The organism is Shinella sp. BE166 (assembly GCF_051201095.1).
GTDB classification, from domain to species: domain Bacteria; phylum Pseudomonadota; class Alphaproteobacteria; order Rhizobiales; family Rhizobiaceae; genus Shinella; species Shinella lacus.
On record NZ_JBPEHL010000037.1, the window covers coordinates 1 to 18630 of the forward strand.

The following is an 18630-nucleotide window of genomic DNA, read 5'->3' on the forward strand; positions in this document are numbered from 1 at the left end:
GGCTCTCGCTCAGCAGAAACAAATCACTCATCACGGTCTCCTTCCAGAAACCGTGAATCACAGCTCAAACCAAATTAATAGGTCCTGAGCCTAGATGGCGACATGCTTGAAAAGGTTATCCAATGGCTCTTCTCGACGCAAAAGCCGTCAATCCCATTACCCTGCCTGATGGAACTGTATATCGGGACACAGTATATCTAAAGAACGGCATAGATCATCCGCGCATGGAGATCGGCGATTTCAGCTATTATACACACTCTGGAAAGCCCGAAGATACAGCCGGGATTCTCGCCCCTTATCTTGGTCATGGCGTTCGAGAGCGGCTGGTGATCGGCAGGTTTGTGCAGATTGCCAGAGGAAGCTATTTCATTACGAGTTCAGCCAACCACCCGATGACTGGTTTCACCACCTACCCATTTCGCATCTTCAAACCAGAGACCTTCGGCTACAAGGACCTGCCCGTGAAGGACACGATTGTGGACCACGATGTATGGATCGGCCAGAATGCGGCAATTATGCCGGGTGTCCATATAGGTTCGGGTGCGATTGTCGCGGCCGCCTCTGTGGTCGCTCGGGACGTACCACCCTACGCAGTTGTCGGAGGAAACCCGGCATCCATTATCCGGATGCGGTATTCCAGCGAAGTCATCAGCGAACTTCTTTGTCTCGCTTGGTGGGACTGGCCGATCGATAAAATCGAAGCCAACCTAGCAGCACTTAGCAGCGGCGACATGGTCGCACTCAGGCAGGCTTGAAGGATGAGCGCTAGCATTTCTCACCTTGGCTTCAAACTGACAGTCACCAAAACGTGGAAGCGCCGATAGCCGCGCCGCCAGTTCACCGCACGGGGATCGCCTTCAGATAGGCGGCGATGGCGTCGCGGTCTTCCTTGGGCAGTTGCGCCATGTTCTTCTGCACCGAAACCATGGCGCCGCCGACGCTGTCGAAGTCGGGGGTGAAGCCGGTTTCGAGGTAGTTGGCGATGTCGCCGGCGCTCCAGCTGTCGAAACCGCCCTCGGCCGGCGTGACGTTGGGCACGCGACCCTCGCCTTCCGGGTTCGGCCCGCCAGCCAGCCACTGGTCGGTCTTCAGACCGCCCAGCATGTCGCGCGGCGTGTGGCATTCGCCACAATGGCCGGGGCCTTCGACGAGATACTGGCCGCGCTTGACCGTCTCGTCGGCATTTGCCAGTTCGACGCGCGGCGCCTCGTTCAGGTAGAGGAACTTCCAGCCGCCGAGCGCCAGGCGGATGTTGAACGGAAACGGCAGCTCATGCCCCGGCGCGACATTCGTGCTCTTCGGCAGGGTCTTGAGGTAGCCATAGAGGTCGTTGATGTCCTTCACCGTCATGCGCGCATAGGAGGCGAAGGGGAAGGACGGGTAGAGGTGTTCGCCGTCGCGGCCGGTGCCGCGCTTCATGGCGTCGCCGAATTGCGCCAGCGTCCACGCCCCGATGCCTGCCGTCTCGTCCGGTGAAATGTTCGGCGCGTGGAAGGTCCCGAAGGGGCTCTTCAGCGCCAGCCCGCCGGCCAGCACCAGCTTCTGATCGTCCGCCGCGCCCGGCGCCGCATGACAGCTCGAACAGCCGCCGGCATGGAAGATGCGTTCACCATTCGCGAGATCCGGCGCGCCTGCCGCAGCCCAGGTCTCCGCCGGCAGCCGCTCGGGCGCCGTGAGGAAGACAAAGGCGCCCGCGCCGAGCGCGCCCAGCACGACGATCCCGCCGAGGAGTTTTTTCAGTGCCATGAGCCATTCCCTCTCGCCGCCTGCGCGATCCTGTCCTTTTGGATCGAAACGTCAACGCACCGCCCCGGACGGAGGCCGGGACAGTGCTTGTTTTTCTAGGGTGGAGCCGGCCTACCGCGCCTATTTCTTCAGGCGGTAGACCTCATGACAGCCGCCGCAATTCGGGCCGAGCGTGCCGAGGGCGGCACCCACGCCCGCCTGGTCGGCGGGCATGCTGGCGAGCACCGTGTCGGCATCCGCGCCGAGCTTCGCCGCCTTGGCCTTGAAGTCGTCCATCGCTTCCCAGATCTTCGGACTCGCTTCGGTTTCATGGCCCGTCTCGGAGCCGGCCGGGAACTGGTCCGGGAAAGCCTTGCCGACTTCGCTGATCGTGGTCAGCGATGCCTTGACGATCTCCGCGTCATAGGGCTTCTCGCCCTTGGCAATGCCGGCGAGCGCGCCCATGGCACCGCCCACACTCTTCATCATGCCCTGGCGCACGACCTGCGGTTCGTCCGCCGCGATGACCGCGCCGGCGCCGATGGCCGCAAGCACGGCCGCGGCCGCCAATGTCCTGAACTTCATCAAGTTCTCCCGATTGCTGGCGGCCGGTTGTTTCCGCGCCGCCGGTTTAACGATGCATGAGCATGATTGCATTTTGAACGATTCCAGACAGTAAAATCTTTTTGATGGAACCTGTCGCGAAAGCGCCCGCCTGCCGGTGCTACATGAAGCGTTCCTTAACCTCGGCATGGCAGGTTTTTCGCAAGTGTCGCCCCGAGGGGTCCCGCATGCGAAAAGCCGCCTCCCCCCTGTTTTCCGTCGCCCTTCTCGCCACGATCGTCGGCGCGGTCTTCGTCGTGATGCTGGTCATCGACCCCGGCACGCTGACATTGCACTGGACGGACAAGGATTTCGCCAATTACTGGATGGCGGCGCGGCTGGCGCTGGAAGGCCGCGCGCTCGACGTCTTCGGCCCGCATGAGAGCTATCTCGCGCATCTGCGGGTGTTTTTCGGAGCCGACTATCCCTGGCGCGCCTGGAGCTATCCGCCGCATTACCTGCTACTGATGCTGCCGCTGGGGCTTTTCGCCTACAAGATGGCCCTCGTCCTTTTCCTGGTCGTAACCTTTCTCCTGCTGTGCGGCGCGCTGCACCTTGCCGCCCTGCAGCTGAAGGGATGGCAGCTTCTCCTTCTGCTGCCAGTCGCGCTTACGAACGCTTACGTGGTGCAGAACGGCTTCCTGCTCGGCGCCCTGCTGATCGCCGGGCTTGCGCTTCGCGACAGCCGTCCGGTGCTGGCGGGCATCTGCTTCGGGCTTTTGACGGTCAAGCCGCAGCTCGGCGTGCTGCTTCCCCTGCTGTTGCTCTTGGAGCGCCAGTGGCGAACCATCGCCAGCGCGGTGGTGACGGCAGTCGCCCTCTTCCTGCTCTCGGTAGCCCTGTTCGGCATCGAGGCCTGGGCGGGGTTCTTCCACTATGTCACGCACTACCAGGTGCACGTCATGAAGGAACTGACGGGCCTGTTCCTCCATATGATGCCGACCGTCTTCGGCGCGATCCGCAGCCTGGATTTTGGCGCGACGACAGCCTTTGCCGTCCATCTTCCCTTCGCGGTGCTGGCGCTCGTCCTCTTCGGTTACAGCCTTTTGCGGCTCGACCAGCCGGTGGCGCGTGCGGCGAGCACGGTCTTTGCCACCGCCATGGTCATGCCCTATCTGGCGAGCTACGATCTGGTGGCGCTCGTCGCATCCGCCGTGCTCTGGATGGATCGCAGGCCGTCGTCCCTTGCGTTGCGTTTCACCTTGTTCATCCTTGCCTGCGTCCCCCTGGTCATGCCCCTCCTCAGCCTCCTCGGCTGGCCGGTCGCGCCCGTCGTCATCCTCGCGACCTGGCTCGGCCTTCTCGGCCGTGACGGCGCGCTGCCGCGTCTCACAAGGCGCCCCAGCCCCGCCACAATGTAAATGCCGCGATCGCCAGCAGCAGCACGCCCGCCGCACGGCCGATGAAGCGGGTGGCCGCGGGGCTGCCGATCAGCGCATCGCGGCTGCGGGCGGCGGCAAGCGCCAGCCCGCCATAGACCGCAAGCTGCGTCACCCAGATCATCAGCAGCATGACCGTCGCCTGCCGCCACAGCGGGCCGAATTCCGGGCGCAGGAACTGCGGGAAGACGGCGAGCATGAAGAGATAGGCCTTGGGGTTCATCAGGCTCGTCAGCGCGCCCTGGCGAAAGCGGGTCAGCATGCCCCGCCGGTCGAGACTGTCGACGGCATCGATGGTGATCGACGATCGGAAGAGCTGCCAGCCGATCCAGGCGACATAGGCGGCGCCCAGCACCAGCAGGATATTGAACAGGTTCGGCGCGAAATGCAGCAGCATGCCGACGCCAAGCGCCGCATAGAGCGTGTGCACGAGCCCGCCCGCCATGATGCCGAAGGTCGCCGACAAGCCGGCCTTGCGCCCGCCGGAGAGCGAGCTTGCGAGCACGAAGACCATGTCCATGCCCGGCACGATGATGATGCCGGAGACGAGCAGGAAGAAGAGCCAGAGGTTTTCGCTGTAGGTCATGTCAGTTGTCCGTTATCATAAACCGCTCGGAAGACCCATGCTTCCTTTTGTTTCAAGCGCTTGAAGCGTGCTATAACGAAGGCCAACTGACAGGGATGTGTCAGTTGTCATGGAGACGACCATGCGCAAGGCCTCGCGGCTCTTCGAGATCATCCAGATCCTGCGGCTTGCCCGCAAGCCTGTTACCGGAGCCGAGATCGCCGAGCGGCTGGAGGTGACGGTGCGCTCGATCTACCGCGATATCGCGGCCCTTCAGGCGATGCGCGTGCCGGTCGAGGGCGAGCGCGGCATCGGCTATATCCTGCGCCCCGGCTTCGACCTGCCGCCGCTGATGTTTTCCATCGAGGAGACGGAGGCGGTGGTGCTGGCGCTGGCACTGCTGGAACGCACCGGCGACACGGAGCTGCGCGCCGCCGCCCGCCGCGTCGGCGACAAGATCGCCGGCGCCGTGCCGCCGCCGCTGCGCCAAACGCTCTCCGCCCGCGCGCTGCACGCCTGGGGCACGACGCCGCCCCAGCCGGAGGGCATCGACCTCGCCACCGTGCGCCGCGCGATCCGCGACGAGGAAAAGCTGGTGATCGACTACCGCGACGAATATGGCCGCGGCACCGAGCGCACCATTCGCCCCATCGCGCTCATCTACTATTCCGAGACGGCCAACATCGTCGCCTGGTGCGAATTGCGCAAAGCCATCCGCAACTTCCGCGCCGACCGCGTGGAAGCCTGCGAGGCGACGGGCGCGCATTTCCCCGGCGAGGGCGACAGGCTGAGGCAGGCGTGGATTTCGGGCTGGGCGGAGAACCAGCGCGGGGCAGGATAAGGCGCTATTCCGGCCATGCCTCGCTTGGCCGATCACGCCCTCTGGATAGCGGAGTCGAGTTCGGACATGGGGTTCTCATGGGAAATCGTACGCCCACTGTACACGTCTTCCAAACCCTGGTTGACGCCGTCGACTATCGCGAGTTCTCGGGCGACATAGACGGAAACCGCCTCGGCTATGAGGACGGATCGGCTGCGCCGCGTGTCCACTGCCAGCCTATCGAGCTTTTCCTTAAGGTCCGCGCTGACGCGGATCGTCATCGTCGTGCCGGCCATGCGTAAATGCTAGCGCAACAACCCCAAAAGAAAAACCCCGGCCGTTGCCGACCGGGGTTCTCACAAATTCGAAAAAGCCGAAGCGGCTTACTTCGTCGCGGCTTCGTAGCGCTCCAGGACGTAGTCCCAGTTGATCAGGCTGTCGACGAAGGCTTCGAGGTATTTCGGGCGGGCGTTGCGGTAGTCGATGTAATAGGAGTGTTCCCACACGTCGACACCGAGGATCGGCTCTGCGCCGTGGACCAGCGGGTTTTCGCCGTTCGGGGTCTTGGAGATGGCGAGCTTGCCGTCCTTGACGGAGAGCCAGGCCCAGCCGGAGCCGAACTGCGTGGTGCCGGCGGCGATAAAGTCGGCCTTGAACTTGTCGTAGCCGCCGAGATCGCTGTCGATCGCGGTCTGCAGCGCGCCCGGCAGGCTCTTGCCGCCGCCGCCCTTCTTCAGCCACTTCCAGAAATGGACGTGGTTGTAGTGCTGGCCGGCATTGTTGAAGAGGCCCTGGTTGGTGCCATAGGACTTCTTGACGATCTCTTCGAGGGAGAGGTCCGCGAGGCCCGCTTCCTCCGCCAGCTTGTTGCCGTTGTCGACATAGGCCTTGTGGTGCTTGTCGTGGTGATATTCGAGCGTTTCGCGCGACATGAAGGGCGCAAGCGCATCGTAATCATAGGGAAGCGGCGGAAGTTCGAAAGCCATCGTGGTGTCTCCTCTTTGTTTAGACGCAATTCCGAACGCAAAACCGCGTTCCGCACTTTTGCTGGAACTGCTCTGGCGACGGAAATTTTTTTCAATGAAATCCGTGAGCGGAACATAGGAGCGGCAATCGGCAGAGGCAACCGCCCAAGTTCCAAATTTTCCTGACATCGGACAAAATCCTTCCGGTTTTCCGTGTCAGATCAATGACGAAGCGGAACGAAAACCGATTCGGGACATTTTGTCCGACACCCATCAATCCGGAGCATCCCATGCGCGTCCTTCCGCTTACCGCCCTCGTCCTCTCGCTCGCCGCGTCCGCCGCCCACGCCTCGTCCCCGGATGCCTGGGAGGAATTCCGCGCCGACGTGGAGAAGAGCTGCGTGGCGAGCCTGCCGGAAGCGCTCGGCACGCCGACGGTCTTCGTCGAGCCGACGGGCACCGAATCCTTCGGCATTGCCGCGATCGAGGGCCTTTCGCCGGAATCGAAGAGCCAGGTCACCTATGTCTGTGTCTATGACAAGCAGAAGAAGACGGTGCAGGTGACACCCGCCATCGCCGCCGAGTTCCTGCATGTGGTGCGCGAAAGCGAGCGCGAGGCCGCCGCGGCAGAACGCGCGGCGACGGGCGACAACAAGACCGTGGACGAGACGGGGCAGGAATAAATAAATCGCCACGCTTTACCACGCGCCCGTGCTCTAAATCCGCCACGCCACCTCCCCTCCGTCATCCTCGGGCTTGACCCGAGGATCCATGCCACATGGACAGCGCGTGCCGTGGAGGTGGATCCTCGGGTCAAGCCCGAGGATGACGGAGGAGAGGTAGTGCGCTCGCATATATCCGAGTTGGGTGCATGTAACGCAAAAGCCGGCCTTTCGGCCGGCTCCCTTGTCTCAGGCGTCGCCGTTCGAATGGGCCCAGTCGAAATAGAGGTCGCGGGCCTTGGCGGTGATCGGGCCGGGCTGGAGATTGCGGTCGTCGAGCCGCGTGACCGGCACCACCTTGGAATAGTTGCCGGAGGTGAAGATCTCGTCGGCCGTCTCGAAGTCCGCGAGCGTCAGCGTGGTTTCCACCACCTCGAAGCCCGCATCCTTCAAAAGGCCGATGACGCGGCTGCGCGTGATGCCGGCAAGGAAGGTGCGGTTGGCGGCCGGCGTGAAGACGACGCCGTCACGCACCATGAAGATGTTGGACGAGGCGGTTTCGGCGACATTGCCCAGCATGTCGCGCACCAGCGCATTGTCGAAGCCGCGCTTGCGGGCTTCCACCAGCATGCGGGCATTGTTCGGATAGAGGCAGCCGGCCTTGGCATCCGTCGGCATGCATTCGACCGTCGGGCGGCGGAAGGGCGAGAGCGTGAGCGAGGACGCCGCCTTCGGGTCGCCCATCGAGGCCTCGAACAGGCAGAGCGCGAAGCGGGTCGAGTCCGGATCGGGCGCGACCACGCTGGTGGGGGAGCCATGCTCGGCCCAGTACATCGGCTTGATGTAGATCGCCGTCTTGCCGTCGAATTTTTGCACGCCCTCCCAGGCGAGCGCCTCGATCTCGTCGGCGCCGACCGCCGCCTTCAGGCCGAGCGCTTCGGCGGAGCGGTTGACGCGCTGGCAATGCAGGTCGAGGTCCGGCGCGATGCCGTCGAACCAGCGCGCGCCGTCGAAGACGGTCGAGCCGAGCCACATGGCATGCGAGGTGGGGCCGATGAGCGGCGGGTTGCCCGAAATCCATTCGCCATCCACGAAGGTCCAGGTCGTCGAGCGGGGTGCGGTATCGACTGGCATTTTTCTACTCCTTTTCGCCCATCAAGGCCCGACCGGGCGGGCCGGTCAAGTCGCAAATGCCTTCCGACAGCGCGCGGCACTTGTCCATTCAAGATGTTGAATGGATGTATCAGGGCTTGTCATGGGTCAGCTGGTTGAGAGCCCGGTGGGCGCATGCCATACAAGCATAAAGGGAGAACAGACATGCGCGCGATGTATTACGAGGCCTTCGAGGCGACACCGGAGATCCGCACCGTGCCGGATCCGACGCCGACGCCCGGCGGCGTGGTGATCCAGGTGGAGGCGACCGGGCTTTGCCGCAGCGACTGGCACGGCTGGATGGGCCACGATCCGGACATCCGCCTGCCGCATGTGCCGGGCCACGAGCTTGCCGGCCGGGTGGTGGCGACGGGGGGTGCGATCAGCCGCTTTCGCGCGGGCGAGCGGGTCACGGTGCCCTTCGTTTCCGGCTGCGGCCATTGCGGCGAGTGCCGCTCCGGCAACCAGCAGATCTGCGAGGAGCAGTTCCAGCCCGGCTTCACCCATTGGGGCTCCTTTGCCGAATATGTCGCGATTGACTATGCCGACCACAATCTCGTGCACCTGCCGGACGCGATCGACTATGCGACGGCCGCGAGCCTCGGCTGCCGCTTCGCCACCTCGTTTCGCGCCATCGTCGACCAGGCGCGGGTGACGGGCGGCGAATGGGTGGCGGTCCATGGCTGCGGCGGCGTGGGGCTCTCGGCGATCATGATCGCCGCGGCACTCGGCGCCAACCCGATCGCCATCGACATTTCCGACGAGAAGCTGGCATTCGCGCGCCAGATGGGCGCCGTCGCGACCGTCAATGCGCGTGACGTCGCCGACGTTGCGGAGGCGGTGCGCGAGATCACCGGCGGCGGCGCGCATGCCTCGGTCGATGCGCTGGGCTCGCCCGTCACCTGCTTCAACTCGATCAAGAACCTGCGCCGGCGCGGGCGGCATGTGCAGGTCGGGCTGATGCTCGCCGACCATGCGACGCCGCAGATCCCGATGGCGCAGGTCATCGGCCACGAGCTGGAAATCTATGGCAGCCACGGCATGCAGGCCTGGCGCTACGACGCCATGCTGGCGATGATCGCCGGCGGCAAGCTCGCCCCGCAAAACCTCATCGGCCGCCACATCAGCCTCGACGAGGCGGTGCCGGCGCTGATGGCGATGGACAAGGCGACGGATCTCGGGATCAGCGCGATTACGCGGTTTTGAGGGATTGTGCGGCTCGGCATACCCCCCTCTGCCCTGCCGGGCATCTCCCCCACAGGGGGGGGAGATTGAATTGAGGCAATGTTTTGCCTTTCTCAACCGTCATAGTTGAGCAATGCCGCTGCACCTTGCCGATCTCCCCCCTTGAGGGGGAGATGGCCGGCAGGCCAGAGGGGGGTAACCACACATGCCCCACGCAATTGACATTCACCAGCGGATGACAGCCAATCGCCGGTGAGAATGCTGACAAGGAATCGCCGCCCATGGCCCATGCCGCCTATGTCTTCGACGCCTATGGCACGTTGTTCGACGTGCATGCGGCGGTGCGCCGCCATGCGGGCGATGTGGGGCCGAACTACCAGAGCTTTTCCGAGGTCTGGCGCGCCAAGCAGCTGGAATATTCCTGGACGCGGGCGCTGATGGGGTCCTATGCCGATTTCTGGCAGCTCACCGAACAGGCGCTCGACTTCACCTTCAAGCGCATCGGCGGCGTCGATCCGGCGCTGCGCCAGAAGCTGCTCGATGCCTACTGGAAGCTCGACTGCTACCCGGAGGTGCCGGCCGTGCTGAAGGCGCTGAAGAGCCGCGGCGCGCATATCGCCATTCTCTCCAACGGTTCGCCCGCCATGCTGGCCTCCGCGGTGAAGAACGCCGCGCTCGACACCGTCATCGACGACATCTTTTCCGTCGACGCGCTAAAGACCTACAAGACGGCGCCCGCCGTCTACGATCTCGTGACGACGAATTACCGGCTCTATCCGGATGCCGTCTCCTTCCAGTCCTCCAACCGCTGGGACATTGCGGGCGCCACGAAATTCGGCTTCCGCACCGTCTGGATCAACCGCAACGACATGCCGGACGAGTATTTCGATCTCGGCCCGGCCTTGATCCTGCGTTCGCTCGAAAGTCTCTGAATGGCCTGGTCCGCGGCACAATACCTGAAATTCGAAGACGAACGCACGCGGCCCGCCCGCGACCTCCTCAACCAGGTGCCGGTCGATCTCGTCGCCGGCACGGTCTACGACCTCGGCTGCGGCCCCGGCAATTCGACGGAACTGCTGGTGGAGCGCTTTCCCGGCCGCGGCGTGCGCGGCGTCGACAATGCGGCGGATATGCTGCGGGCGGCGCGCGAGCGGTTGCCGGGCGTCGATTTCGTCGAATGCGACCTGGCGAAATGGCGGCCGCCCGAACCGGCCGCCCTGCTCTTCGCCAATGCCGTGTTCCAGTGGCTGCCCGATCATGTTGCGGTCCTGACGACCCTGATGGACGGGCTGCGCCCCGGCGGCGTGCTCGCCGTGCAGATGCCGGACAATCTTTCCGAACCGTCGCACATGCTGATGGAGGAAAGCGCACTTTCTGGCCCCTGGCGCAACCACTTTGCCAATGGCACGCCACGGCGAAAGCCGCTCCCCGCCCCCGCCGCATATATGGATGCACTCGGCGCGAAGGCGGCCCGCGTCGACGTCTGGCACACCGCCTACAACCACCCGATGGCAGATGCGGGTGCGATCGTCGAATGGGTCAAGAGCACGGGCCTGCGCCCCTATCTCGACTGCATCCCGGCCGAGGAGCGCAACGGCTTCCTCGCCGACTACGAGAGCCGCATCGCCAAGGCCTATGCGCCGATGGCGGACGGCCGGCGGCTGTTGCGGTTTCCGCGGCTTTTTATTGTGGCGGTGAAGAAGTAGCCGTCCGGCGTCTGCGCCAGAAATACCCCCCCTCTGCCCTGCCGGGCATCTCCCCCTCAAGGGGGGAGATCGACTCGCGGAAACGCCCCGCCCAACGCGAACGTTGCGGATGGGGCAATGCCCTCGCGCCCATCCAATCTCCCCCCTTGAGGGGGAGATGCCCGGCAGGGCAGAGGGGGGTGCCTTGGCGCTAACCCCTCAAATCTTCTCGACCAGAAAATCGATGAACGCCCTTATGCGCGCCGCGAGGTGTTCGTGGCCGGCGAAGACGGCGTGGACGACTTCGATGTCGCCGGGGTTGAAAGCTTCGAGCACCGGCACCAGACGGCCGGACACGATATCCGGCTCGATATGGAAGCGGCCGATGCGGGCAAGGCCGACGCCGTCGAGGCAGAGCTGGCGCTGGATGGCGCCGCTGGAGACCAGCATGTTGCCGGTAATGTCGTAGGCCTCCACTGTCTGGCCATCTTCGGACAGGAAAGGCCAGTCGTCCATGCTGCGGCGGAAGTTGAAGCGCAGGCAATTGTGGGACGCGAGATCGGCGGGGTGCTGCGGCGTGCCATACTTTTCGAGGTACGCCGGGGCGGCGATGACGGCCTTGCCGCTTTCCAGCAGTTTTCGCGCCTTCAGCGAGGAATCGCGCAAGGGGCCGGAGCGGATGGCGACGTCGGTGCGTTCGCCGATCACGTCGATGACGCCGTCGGTTAGCGTCAGGTCGAGCTCGATTTCCGGATAGAGCGCCAGGAAATCCGGCACCAGCGGCAGGATGTAACGCTCGCCGAAGCCGACCGAGGCGTTCACCCGCAGCGCGCCCCGCGGCACCACGCGTGCCCCTTCCGCAACGATGCGCTCAGTCTCGGCGATCTCCGCGAGGATGGCGCGTGCGCGGCCGAGATAGACCTCGCCTTCCGGCGTCAGTTCCAGCCGCCGCGTCGTGCGCACGATGAGGCGCGCGCCGAGCCGATCCTCGATGCGGGTGACGAGCTTGCTGATCGCCGAGGGCGAGAGGCGCAGCTTGCGGCCGGCGGCGGAAAAGCTCTTCAGCTCCGCCGCCAGCACGAAGACCTCCATTTCGCCGGCCCGGTTATCCATGTCCCACCTTTGAATCCAATTCACATATGCTTATCCACTATGCCTCATTAACGGGCAAGTGGCTTTGCCCCATATTCCTTCCCGAACCAACATCGCAACCCAGCCAAGCCGCGCGGACCCAAGACCGCGCGCAGGGAACCGCCATGCCACTCGCACTCTTTGCCCTGACCGTCGCGGCCTACGCGATCGGCACCACCGAATTCGTCATCGTCGGCCTCTTGCCGACGGTGGCGACCGACCTCGACATCACCCTGCCGCTCGCCGGCCTCATCGTCTCCGTCTACGCGCTCGGCGTCACTTTTGGCGCGCCGATCCTGACGGCTTTGACCGGCAAGCTCGGCCGCAAGCCGCTGCTCATCGGCCTCATGGCCCTGTTCATCGCCGGCAACGTGCTGGCGGCGCTTGCACCGAGCTACGGCATGCTGCTCGCCGGCCGCGTGCTCTCCGCCTTCGCGCACGGCGTGTTCTTCTCCGTCGGCGCCACCATTGCCGCCGATCTCGTCGCGCCGGACCGCCGGGCTTCCGCCATTGCCATGATGTTCATGGGCCTGACGGTCGCCATCGTCACCGGCGTGCCGCTCGGCACCTTCATCGGCCAGACCTTTGGCTGGCGCGCCACCTTCTGGGCTGTCGCTGCCCTCGGCCTCGTCGCCTTTGCCGCCATCGCGTTCCTGCTGCCCTCGAACCTGCGTCGTGAAAAGCCGGCGGACCTCCTGGAACAGGTGCGGGTGCTCGGCTCGGGCCGCCTGCTCATCGTCTTCGCCATGACGGCGCTCGGTTATGGCGGCACCTTCGTCACCTTCACCTTCCTCTCGCCGCTCTTGCAGGAAATCACCGGCTTCAGCGCCAACACCGTCAGCCTCGTGCTCGTGCTCTATGGCGCGGCCATCGCCTTCGGCAACATCGTCGGCGGCAAGGTGGCGGACCGTGATCCGGTGAAGGCGCTCGCCGTGCTCTTCGTCGCCCAGGCCATCGTGCTGGTGGCGCTTACCTTCACCGCGCCGTCGCCGGTGCTGGCGCTGGTCACGCTCGCCGCGCTGGGCTTCCTGTCCTTCGCCACCGTGCCGGGCCTTCAGCTCTACGTCGTCGACATCGCCAAGCGTCATCGCCCGGCTGCCGTCGATGTCGCCTCGGCGCTCAACATCGCGGCCTTCAATTTCGGCATCGCCGCCGGTGCCTGGATCGGCGGGCTCGTCGTCGCCTCCTCGCTCGGCCTCGGCGCCACGCCCTGGGTCGGCGCCATCCTGGTCGCCGCCGCCCTCGGCCTGACGCTTGCCAGCGGCGCGCTCGACCGGCGCGAACGTAGCCAGCCCGACGCCGCCTGCCAGCCGGCCTGAACTTTTTTGCCCACTCGAAAGGAAATCTCCATGAAAACCGTCAACGCCCATGGCGCAAACATCCCCCAGCTCGGCTTCGGCACATTCCGCATGCCGGAAGCCGAAGTCCTCTCCATCCTGCCGAAGGCGCTCGCCATCGGCTTCCGCCATGTCGATACCGCGCAGATCTATGAAAACGAGGCCGCTGTCGGCGAGGCCATCCAGAAGTCGGGCGTCGCCCGCTCCGAAATCTTCCTCACCACCAAGGTCTGGGTGGCGAATTACGGCAAGGACAAATTCGCCGCCTCGGTCGAGGAAAGCCTCGCCAAGCTCAGGACCGACCATGTCGACCTCCTGCTGCTGCACTGGCCGAACGACGCGGTGCCGCTCGCAGACCAGATCGGTGAACTGAATGCCGTGCGCGAACGCGGGCTTGCAAAACATATCGGCGTCAGCAACTTCAACAGCGCACTGATGGCGGATGCCGTTCGTCTCAGCGCCGCGCCGCTCGCCACCAATCAGGTCGAGTACCATCCCTATCTCGACCAGAAGACGGTGCTGGAGGCGGCCGCGACCAACGGCATGGCGCTCACCGCCTATTACGCCATGGCCGACGGCAAGGTGCCGAAGGAGGCGGTGCTGAAGGAGATCGGCGCGGCGCATGGCAAATCGGCGGCGCAGGTCGTGCTGCGCTGGCTCATCCAGCAGCCGGATGTCGTGGCGCTGACCAAGACCGCGACGGAAAGCCGGCTTGCCGAGAACCTCGCGATCTTCGACTTCGCGCTGACGCCCGACGAGATGACGCGCATCCACGGGCTTGCCCACCCGGACGGCCGCATCGTCAGCCCGGATGGCCTTGCGCCCGCGTGGGACCAAGCGGCCTGATCGCCCAAAACCTCTCCCGCGGCTCAGGCCGCGGGAGATTTTCATGCCCGGGAATGCCAGACTTGGCCTCTGATTCTCCGCACCGCGAGGAGGCCCTGTTGGACGATCTCGATACCCTGCTCGCCGCGGGCGGCTCGACAGCATTGCTGGCGGTGCGTGATGGCCGCGTGGTCTTCGAGCGCGGCCACCACGCCCACCGCTCAAGCGTCGCCTCGGTGCGCAAATCGCTGATCGGTATCCTGTACGGCATCGCCATCGAAGCGGGTGAAATCGACCTCGAATCCACGCTCGAAGACCTCGGCATCGACGATCTCTCGCCGCTCACGCCGGAGGAGAAACAGGCGACCATCGCCGACATCCTGAAATCCCGCTCCGGCATCTACCACCCCTGCGTCTACGGCATGGAGCCGGGAAGACCCGCGCGCGGCAGCCACCCGCCCGGCACGTTCTGGTACTACAACAACTGGGATTTCAACGTGCTCGGAACGATCTACCGGCAGGAGACCGGCCGCACGCTTGCCCAGGCTTTCGAAAAATTCGTCGCCGAACCGCTGGAGATGCAGGATTTTACGGCGGAGGACATTTTCGACGTTCACGGCCCGGAATCGCTTCATCCGGTCTACAAGATGCGCCTGTCCGGCCGCGATCTGGCCCGCGTCGGCCATCTTTTCCTCAAGGGCGGCCTCTGGGAACAGCGCCGGATCGTATCCGAACAATGGGTCGGGGATAGCACCAAGGCGTGGAGCGCCCTCGGCGGCGGGCGCGGCTACGGTTATCTCTGGTGGACGGCGGAGGCGAATGCGCTGGGTGACAGCCTCAGCACGGAATGGCCGATCACCTATGCCAGCGGTGCCGGCGGGCAATATATCATCGTCATCGAAGCACTCGATCTCGTGGTCGTGCACCGCGCGGCGGATGTGCGCAACGGCGTCACCCATGCCCGCATGGGCGAAATCCTGCGCGCGCTGCTGCGCGTGATCGGCTGAGCGGCCCCTTCCCAATCAGGGGTCCGATCCGATATGGAGGGTGCGCGCCGGAATGCGGCGCAGGGAGCCCTCCATGTCGTCCTCGTCCCCCACCGTCTTCTCGCCGGATTGGCCGGCCATTGCCGCCGTCATTCTCGGCGTCACCGCCTTTTCCGTGGCGCAGGGGCTCACCTATCCGCTGATCTCGCTGACGCTGGAGGCGCGCGGATTCTCGCCGGCGCTGATCGGCGTCAATGCGCTGGCCTTTGCCGGCGGCCTCGCCGCCTCGACGCTGCTGCTCGGCAGCCTGACGGCGCGCTGGCGGGCCGACCGGCTGATCGTTGCAAGCCTCATCGGCTGCTCGTTCTGCCTCGCCACCTTTGCCGCCTTCGATTCCTTTGCCGTATGGTTCGTCGCGCGTTTCCTGCTCGGCTTCTTCGCGAGCCTCATCTTCATGCTCGGCGAGGCGTGGCTGAACGCCGCCTGCCCGGACCGGCTGCGCGGCCGCGTTTCCGGCATCTATGGTGCGGGCATGTGCGCCGGTTTTGCCGCGGGGCCGCTTGCCATTCCGCTGCTCGGCAGCGAGGGCGGCTTCGGCTTCGCGCTGACGGCCGTCTATCTGGCGATCGTCGCCTTCGCCACCGCCATGCTGATGTTTTCCACCCGCACGGTGCCGGAACCATCATCGACCGGCGATGTCTTCCGCTTCTTCAGGGCCGCGCCGCTGCTGGTCGGCATGGTCTTCGTCTTCGGTTTCGCCGATATCGCGGCAATCTCCGCCATGCCGGTCTATTTCGTGAAGATGGGGCACACGGAAGCGTTTGCCGCGATCAGTGTGACGGTGCTGGCGCTGCCGACGGCGATCGCCCAGCCTTTCATCGGCATGCTGCTCGATCGGCTGCCGCGCGAGCGCGTCGCCATGGTCGCCGTCAGCGTGGCGGCGGGGAGCTATCTCATCCTGCCGTCAATGGAATCGGAACTCGCCATTCTGTCGGTCTTCGCGCTGATGGGAACGGCGGCCTTCTCGCTCTATACCTGCGCGCTCACCATGCTCGGCGAGCGCTACAACGGCGCGATGCTGGTGGCGGGAAGTGCTGCCTTTGCGCTGGCCTATGCGGCCGGCAGCGGCGCCGGTTCGAGTATGACCGGCGCGATCATGGAGGCCGGCGGCCCGAAGGCCGGACCGCTCTCGGTCGGCCTCATCCTCGTGGTGTTCACCGCCGCGCTGATGTTCGCGCGGCGGCGTTCGCTCTAGAAACTTTTTAGACGAACTGGCTGAGGCCCGGCACGGAGGCGACGACCTCGTCGACCACGTCGGCGCCGGCGTGCTCGCGGGCGACGGCCATGGTTTCCTTGGCAAGGCCGGTGATTTCGCCCATGCCGAGCCCTTCGCTCATCAGCTGCTGGCCGAGGCCCATGACGCCGCCGCCGCCGATCGCGCTCATCAGGCCGCCGAGCAGGCCACCGCCGCCCGTGCCTTCGCCATTATACTGGGCGACGAGCTCGGAGGCGCCGGGAATACTTTCGATCATGCGGGCGACCGGGCCGTCGGCCGCTTCGCGCTGCAGGAAGCCGAGCATCATGCCGATGGCCTTTTCAGCGAGAGCCGCATCGATGCCGACGGCATCGGCAACGCGGGTGACGAGTTCGTTCATGGAAAACCCTCCGAGGGAAATTGACGTTAACGTCAAGGTAAATGAATTCTCCGGCAAACTCAAGCCGGGCGCGCGGGCCTTCAACGGCAGGGCGGGGAGCCCTTTGAAAGCGTGTTGTTCCCGTGCCGGACTATCCTTATAACCTGCCTGAGACGATTCAATGAAAACTTGGGATGGCGCGGTAATCCGCCCCCACCCGGGTCGAACGGCTTCAGGGAGTTTCAACGTGACGGAATCGATTCTTCAGGACGGAAAGCTCTATATCGGCACCAGCCGCAAGCCGGACGATACGAACAACAAGCCGGAATATCTCGACCTGAAGTTCGGCAACCGCCACGGCCTCGTGACGGGCGCGACCGGCACCGGCAAGACGGTGACCTTGCAGATCCTCGCGGAAGGCTTTTCCAATGCCGGCGTGCCGGTGTTCTGCGCCGACGTGAAGGGCGACCTTTCCGGCATCGGCGCGATCGGCGAGCCGAAGGATTTTCTCCAGAAGCGCGCTGACCAGATCGGCCTCACGCCTTACGAATTCCAGGAATTCCCGGTGATCTTCTGGGATCTCTACGGCGAGAAGGGCCACCGCGTGCGCACCACCATCTCCGAGATGGGGCCGCTCCTGCTCTCGCGCCTGATGAACGCCACGGATGCGCAGGAAGGCGTCATCAACATCGCCTTCAAGATCGCCGACCAGGGCGGCCTGCCGCTGCTCGATCTCAAGGATTTCCAGGCGCTGCTCAACTATATGGGCGAGAATGCCTCGACGCTCTCCAACCAGTTCGGCTTCATTTCCAAGGCCTCCGTCGGCTCGATCCAGCGCGAATTGCTGATCCTCGAACAGCAGGGCGCCGAACAGTTCTTCGGCGAGCCGGCGTTGAAGATTTCCGACATCATGCGCACCACCAATGACGGGCGCGGCGCGATCTCGGTGCTGGCCGCCGACAAGCTGATGATGAACCCGCGCCTCTACGGCACCTTCCTGCTCTGGATGCTGTCCGAGCTCTTCGAGGTGCTGCCGGAAGTGGGCGATCCGGAAAAGCCGAAGCTCGTCTTCTTCTTCGACGAGGCGCACCTGCTGTTCAACGATGCGCCGAAGGTCCTGACCGAGCGTGTCGAGCAGGTCGTGCGCCTCATCCGCTCCAAGGGCGTGGGCGTCTATTTCGTCACGCAGAACCCGCTCGATGTGCCGGAGACGGTGCTCGCCCAGCTCGGCAACCGCGTGCAGCATGCGCTGCGCGCCTATACGCCGCGCGAGCAGAAGGCCGTGAAGACCGCCGCCGACACCTTCCGCCCCAACCCGGATTTCAACTGCGCTGAGGTCATCACCAATCTCGGCACCGGCGAGGCGCTGGTCTCGACGCTCGAAGGCAAGGGAGCGCCCTCGATGGTGGAGCGCACGCTCATCCGCCCGCCGGCCTCGCGCCTTGGCCCGGTGACGGAGGCCGAGCGGCAGGACATTATGAAGGTCAGCCCCGTCGCCGGCCTCTACGACGAGGATTTCGACCGCGAATCCGCCTACGAGATCCTGATGGCCCGCGCCAAGAAGGCCGCCGATTCGGCCGCCGCCCAGGAACAGGCGGACGCCCAGCCCGAGGAAAAACCCGCCGGCGGGAGCCGCTGGACATTGCCCGGCTTCGGCGACGAGGAACCGGCCGCGCAGTCTGCGCCGAAGCAGCCGAAGGGCCGCACCGGCTACCAGCGCGAAACGGTGGCGGAGGCGGCGATGAAGTCGGTCGCCCGCACCGTGGCGTCGTCGCTCGGGAGGGCGCTGGTGCGCGGGATTTTGGGGAGCTTGCGGCGGTAACGTGAGGTGTGAGTCCTGCACTCACCCCCCTCTGCCCTTCCGGGCATCTCCCCCACAAGGGGGAGTGTTTACACGGAACGCTTTTGAGGTTCTGCTATGGGGGTGATTTGCGTGGAGGCAAGTGATGGATTGCCCGGGCTGTGGTGGTGTCGAT

At 64.8% G+C, this 18630-nt stretch carries 20 protein-coding genes; 12 read left to right on the forward strand and 8 right to left on the reverse strand.

The genetic code is table 11. From position 1 onward, the window contains the following. The first annotated feature begins 122 nt into the window (after positions 1–122). Positions 123–755, forward strand: coding sequence for a CatB-related O-acetyltransferase (locus J2Y63_RS34260; RefSeq protein WP_435269661.1), 633 nt, complete (start codon positions 123–125; stop codon positions 753–755). An 82-nt stretch (positions 756–837) separates the two neighbouring features. Here J2Y63_RS34260 and J2Y63_RS34265 read toward each other — a convergent pair whose 3' ends face one another. Both J2Y63_RS34265 and J2Y63_RS34270 read right to left on the reverse strand, forming a co-directional pair. Then, positions 838–1746 carry a c-type cytochrome gene (locus tag J2Y63_RS34265; protein WP_435269662.1) on the reverse strand — a complete coding sequence of 303 codons (909 nt, stop codon included), beginning with the start codon at positions 1744–1746 and terminating at the stop codon, positions 838–840. Positions 1747–1866: 120 nt separating this feature from the next. Continuing rightward, positions 1867–2310: a c-type cytochrome gene (locus J2Y63_RS34270; RefSeq protein WP_435269663.1), complete on the reverse strand. Its 444-nt coding sequence runs from the start codon at positions 2308–2310 to the stop codon at positions 1867–1869. Between the two features lie 206 nt (positions 2311–2516). On the opposite strand from J2Y63_RS34270, the gene J2Y63_RS34275 reads away from it, so the two are divergent. Beyond that, entirely contained in the window at positions 2517–3689 is a 1173-nt protein-coding gene (locus J2Y63_RS34275; protein WP_435269664.1) for a glycosyltransferase family 87 protein, read from the forward strand. Here J2Y63_RS34275 and J2Y63_RS34280 read toward each other — a convergent pair. Next, a complete protein-coding gene (locus J2Y63_RS34280) occupies positions 3658–4293 on the reverse strand; it encodes a LysE family translocator (RefSeq protein ID WP_435269665.1) in 636 nt (211 codons plus the stop codon). The genes J2Y63_RS34275 and J2Y63_RS34280 overlap by 32 nt on opposite strands. Positions 4294–4414: 121 nt before the next feature. Here J2Y63_RS34280 and J2Y63_RS34285 point away from each other — a divergent pair, with 121 nt between their 5' ends. Continuing rightward, positions 4415–5113 carry a helix-turn-helix transcriptional regulator gene (locus tag J2Y63_RS34285; protein WP_435269666.1) on the forward strand — a complete coding sequence of 233 codons (699 nt, stop codon included), beginning with the start codon at positions 4415–4417 and terminating at the stop codon, positions 5111–5113. Positions 5114–5145: 32 nt separating this feature from the next. Here J2Y63_RS34285 and J2Y63_RS34290 read toward each other — a convergent pair whose 3' ends face one another. Next, positions 5146–5388, reverse strand: coding sequence for a CopG family ribbon-helix-helix protein (locus J2Y63_RS34290; protein ID WP_435269667.1), 243 nt, complete (start codon positions 5386–5388; stop codon positions 5146–5148). An 87-nt stretch (positions 5389–5475) separates the two neighbouring features. Beyond that, positions 5476–6078: a superoxide dismutase gene (locus tag J2Y63_RS34295; RefSeq protein ID WP_435269668.1), complete on the reverse strand. Its 603-nt coding sequence runs from the start codon at positions 6076–6078 to the stop codon at positions 5476–5478. Between the two features lie 269 nt (positions 6079–6347). Between J2Y63_RS34295 and J2Y63_RS34300 the strand changes: the two genes are divergently transcribed. After that, positions 6348–6740: a hypothetical protein gene (locus tag J2Y63_RS34300; protein ID WP_256120789.1), complete on the forward strand. Its 393-nt coding sequence runs from the start codon at positions 6348–6350 to the stop codon at positions 6738–6740. Positions 6741–6968: 228 nt separating this feature from the next. Here J2Y63_RS34300 and J2Y63_RS34305 read toward each other — a convergent pair whose 3' ends face one another. Continuing rightward, the gene (locus tag J2Y63_RS34305) at positions 6969–7853 is read right to left on the reverse strand and encodes a branched-chain amino acid aminotransferase (protein ID WP_435269669.1); all 885 of its coding nucleotides are present in this window, start codon (positions 7851–7853) and stop codon (positions 6969–6971) included. Positions 7854–8036: 183 nt separating this feature from the next. Here J2Y63_RS34305 and J2Y63_RS34310 point away from each other — a divergent pair, with 183 nt between their 5' ends. The 3 genes from J2Y63_RS34310 (at position 8037) to tam (ending at position 10762) form a co-directional block, all read left to right on the forward strand. After that, positions 8037–9077 carry a zinc-dependent alcohol dehydrogenase family protein gene (locus J2Y63_RS34310; protein ID WP_435269670.1) on the forward strand — a complete coding sequence of 347 codons (1041 nt, stop codon included), beginning with the start codon at positions 8037–8039 and terminating at the stop codon, positions 9075–9077. A gap of 260 nt (positions 9078–9337) precedes the next feature. After that, positions 9338–9988, forward strand: coding sequence for a haloacid dehalogenase type II (locus J2Y63_RS34315; RefSeq protein WP_256120786.1), 651 nt, complete (start codon positions 9338–9340; stop codon positions 9986–9988). After that, on the forward strand, positions 9989–10762 hold the full coding sequence (gene tam / locus J2Y63_RS34320; protein WP_435269671.1) for a trans-aconitate 2-methyltransferase: 774 nt from the start codon (positions 9989–9991) through the stop codon (positions 10760–10762). Between the two features lie 198 nt (positions 10763–10960). On the opposite strand, the gene J2Y63_RS34325 is transcribed toward tam, so the two are convergent. After that, positions 10961–11854, reverse strand: coding sequence for a LysR family transcriptional regulator (locus J2Y63_RS34325; protein WP_435269672.1), 894 nt, complete (start codon positions 11852–11854; stop codon positions 10961–10963). A gap of 143 nt (positions 11855–11997) precedes the next feature. On the opposite strand from J2Y63_RS34325, the gene J2Y63_RS34330 reads away from it, so the two are divergent. From J2Y63_RS34330 to J2Y63_RS34345, 4 genes are all read left to right on the forward strand, one after another. After that, on the forward strand, positions 11998–13191 hold the full coding sequence (locus J2Y63_RS34330; RefSeq protein WP_435269673.1) for an MFS transporter: 1194 nt from the start codon (positions 11998–12000) through the stop codon (positions 13189–13191). Positions 13192–13221: 30 nt separating this feature from the next. Next, a complete protein-coding gene (locus J2Y63_RS34335; protein ID WP_435269674.1) occupies positions 13222–14055 on the forward strand; it encodes an aldo/keto reductase in 834 nt (277 codons plus the stop codon). 98 nt (positions 14056–14153) lie between these two features. Continuing rightward, positions 14154–15041 (forward strand): serine hydrolase domain-containing protein, encoded by an 888-nt coding sequence (locus J2Y63_RS34340; protein ID WP_435269675.1) that lies wholly within the window; start codon positions 14154–14156, stop codon positions 15039–15041. Between the two features lie 73 nt (positions 15042–15114). After that, the gene (locus tag J2Y63_RS34345) at positions 15115–16275 is read left to right on the forward strand and encodes an MFS transporter (protein WP_435269676.1); all 1161 of its coding nucleotides are present in this window, start codon (positions 15115–15117) and stop codon (positions 16273–16275) included. Between the two features lie 7 nt (positions 16276–16282). Here the strand turns inward: J2Y63_RS34345 and J2Y63_RS34350 are convergent, their stop codons facing one another. Further along, the gene (locus tag J2Y63_RS34350; RefSeq protein WP_256120779.1) at positions 16283–16675 is read right to left on the reverse strand and encodes a hypothetical protein; all 393 of its coding nucleotides are present in this window, start codon (positions 16673–16675) and stop codon (positions 16283–16285) included. Positions 16676–16913: 238 nt separating this feature from the next. Here J2Y63_RS34350 and J2Y63_RS34355 point away from each other — a divergent pair, with 238 nt between their 5' ends. Beyond that, positions 16914–18476, forward strand: a complete 1563-nt coding sequence (locus J2Y63_RS34355) for a helicase HerA-like C-terminal domain-containing protein (RefSeq protein WP_435269677.1) — start codon at positions 16914–16916, stop codon at positions 18474–18476. Positions 18477–18630: the final 154 nt, after the last annotated feature.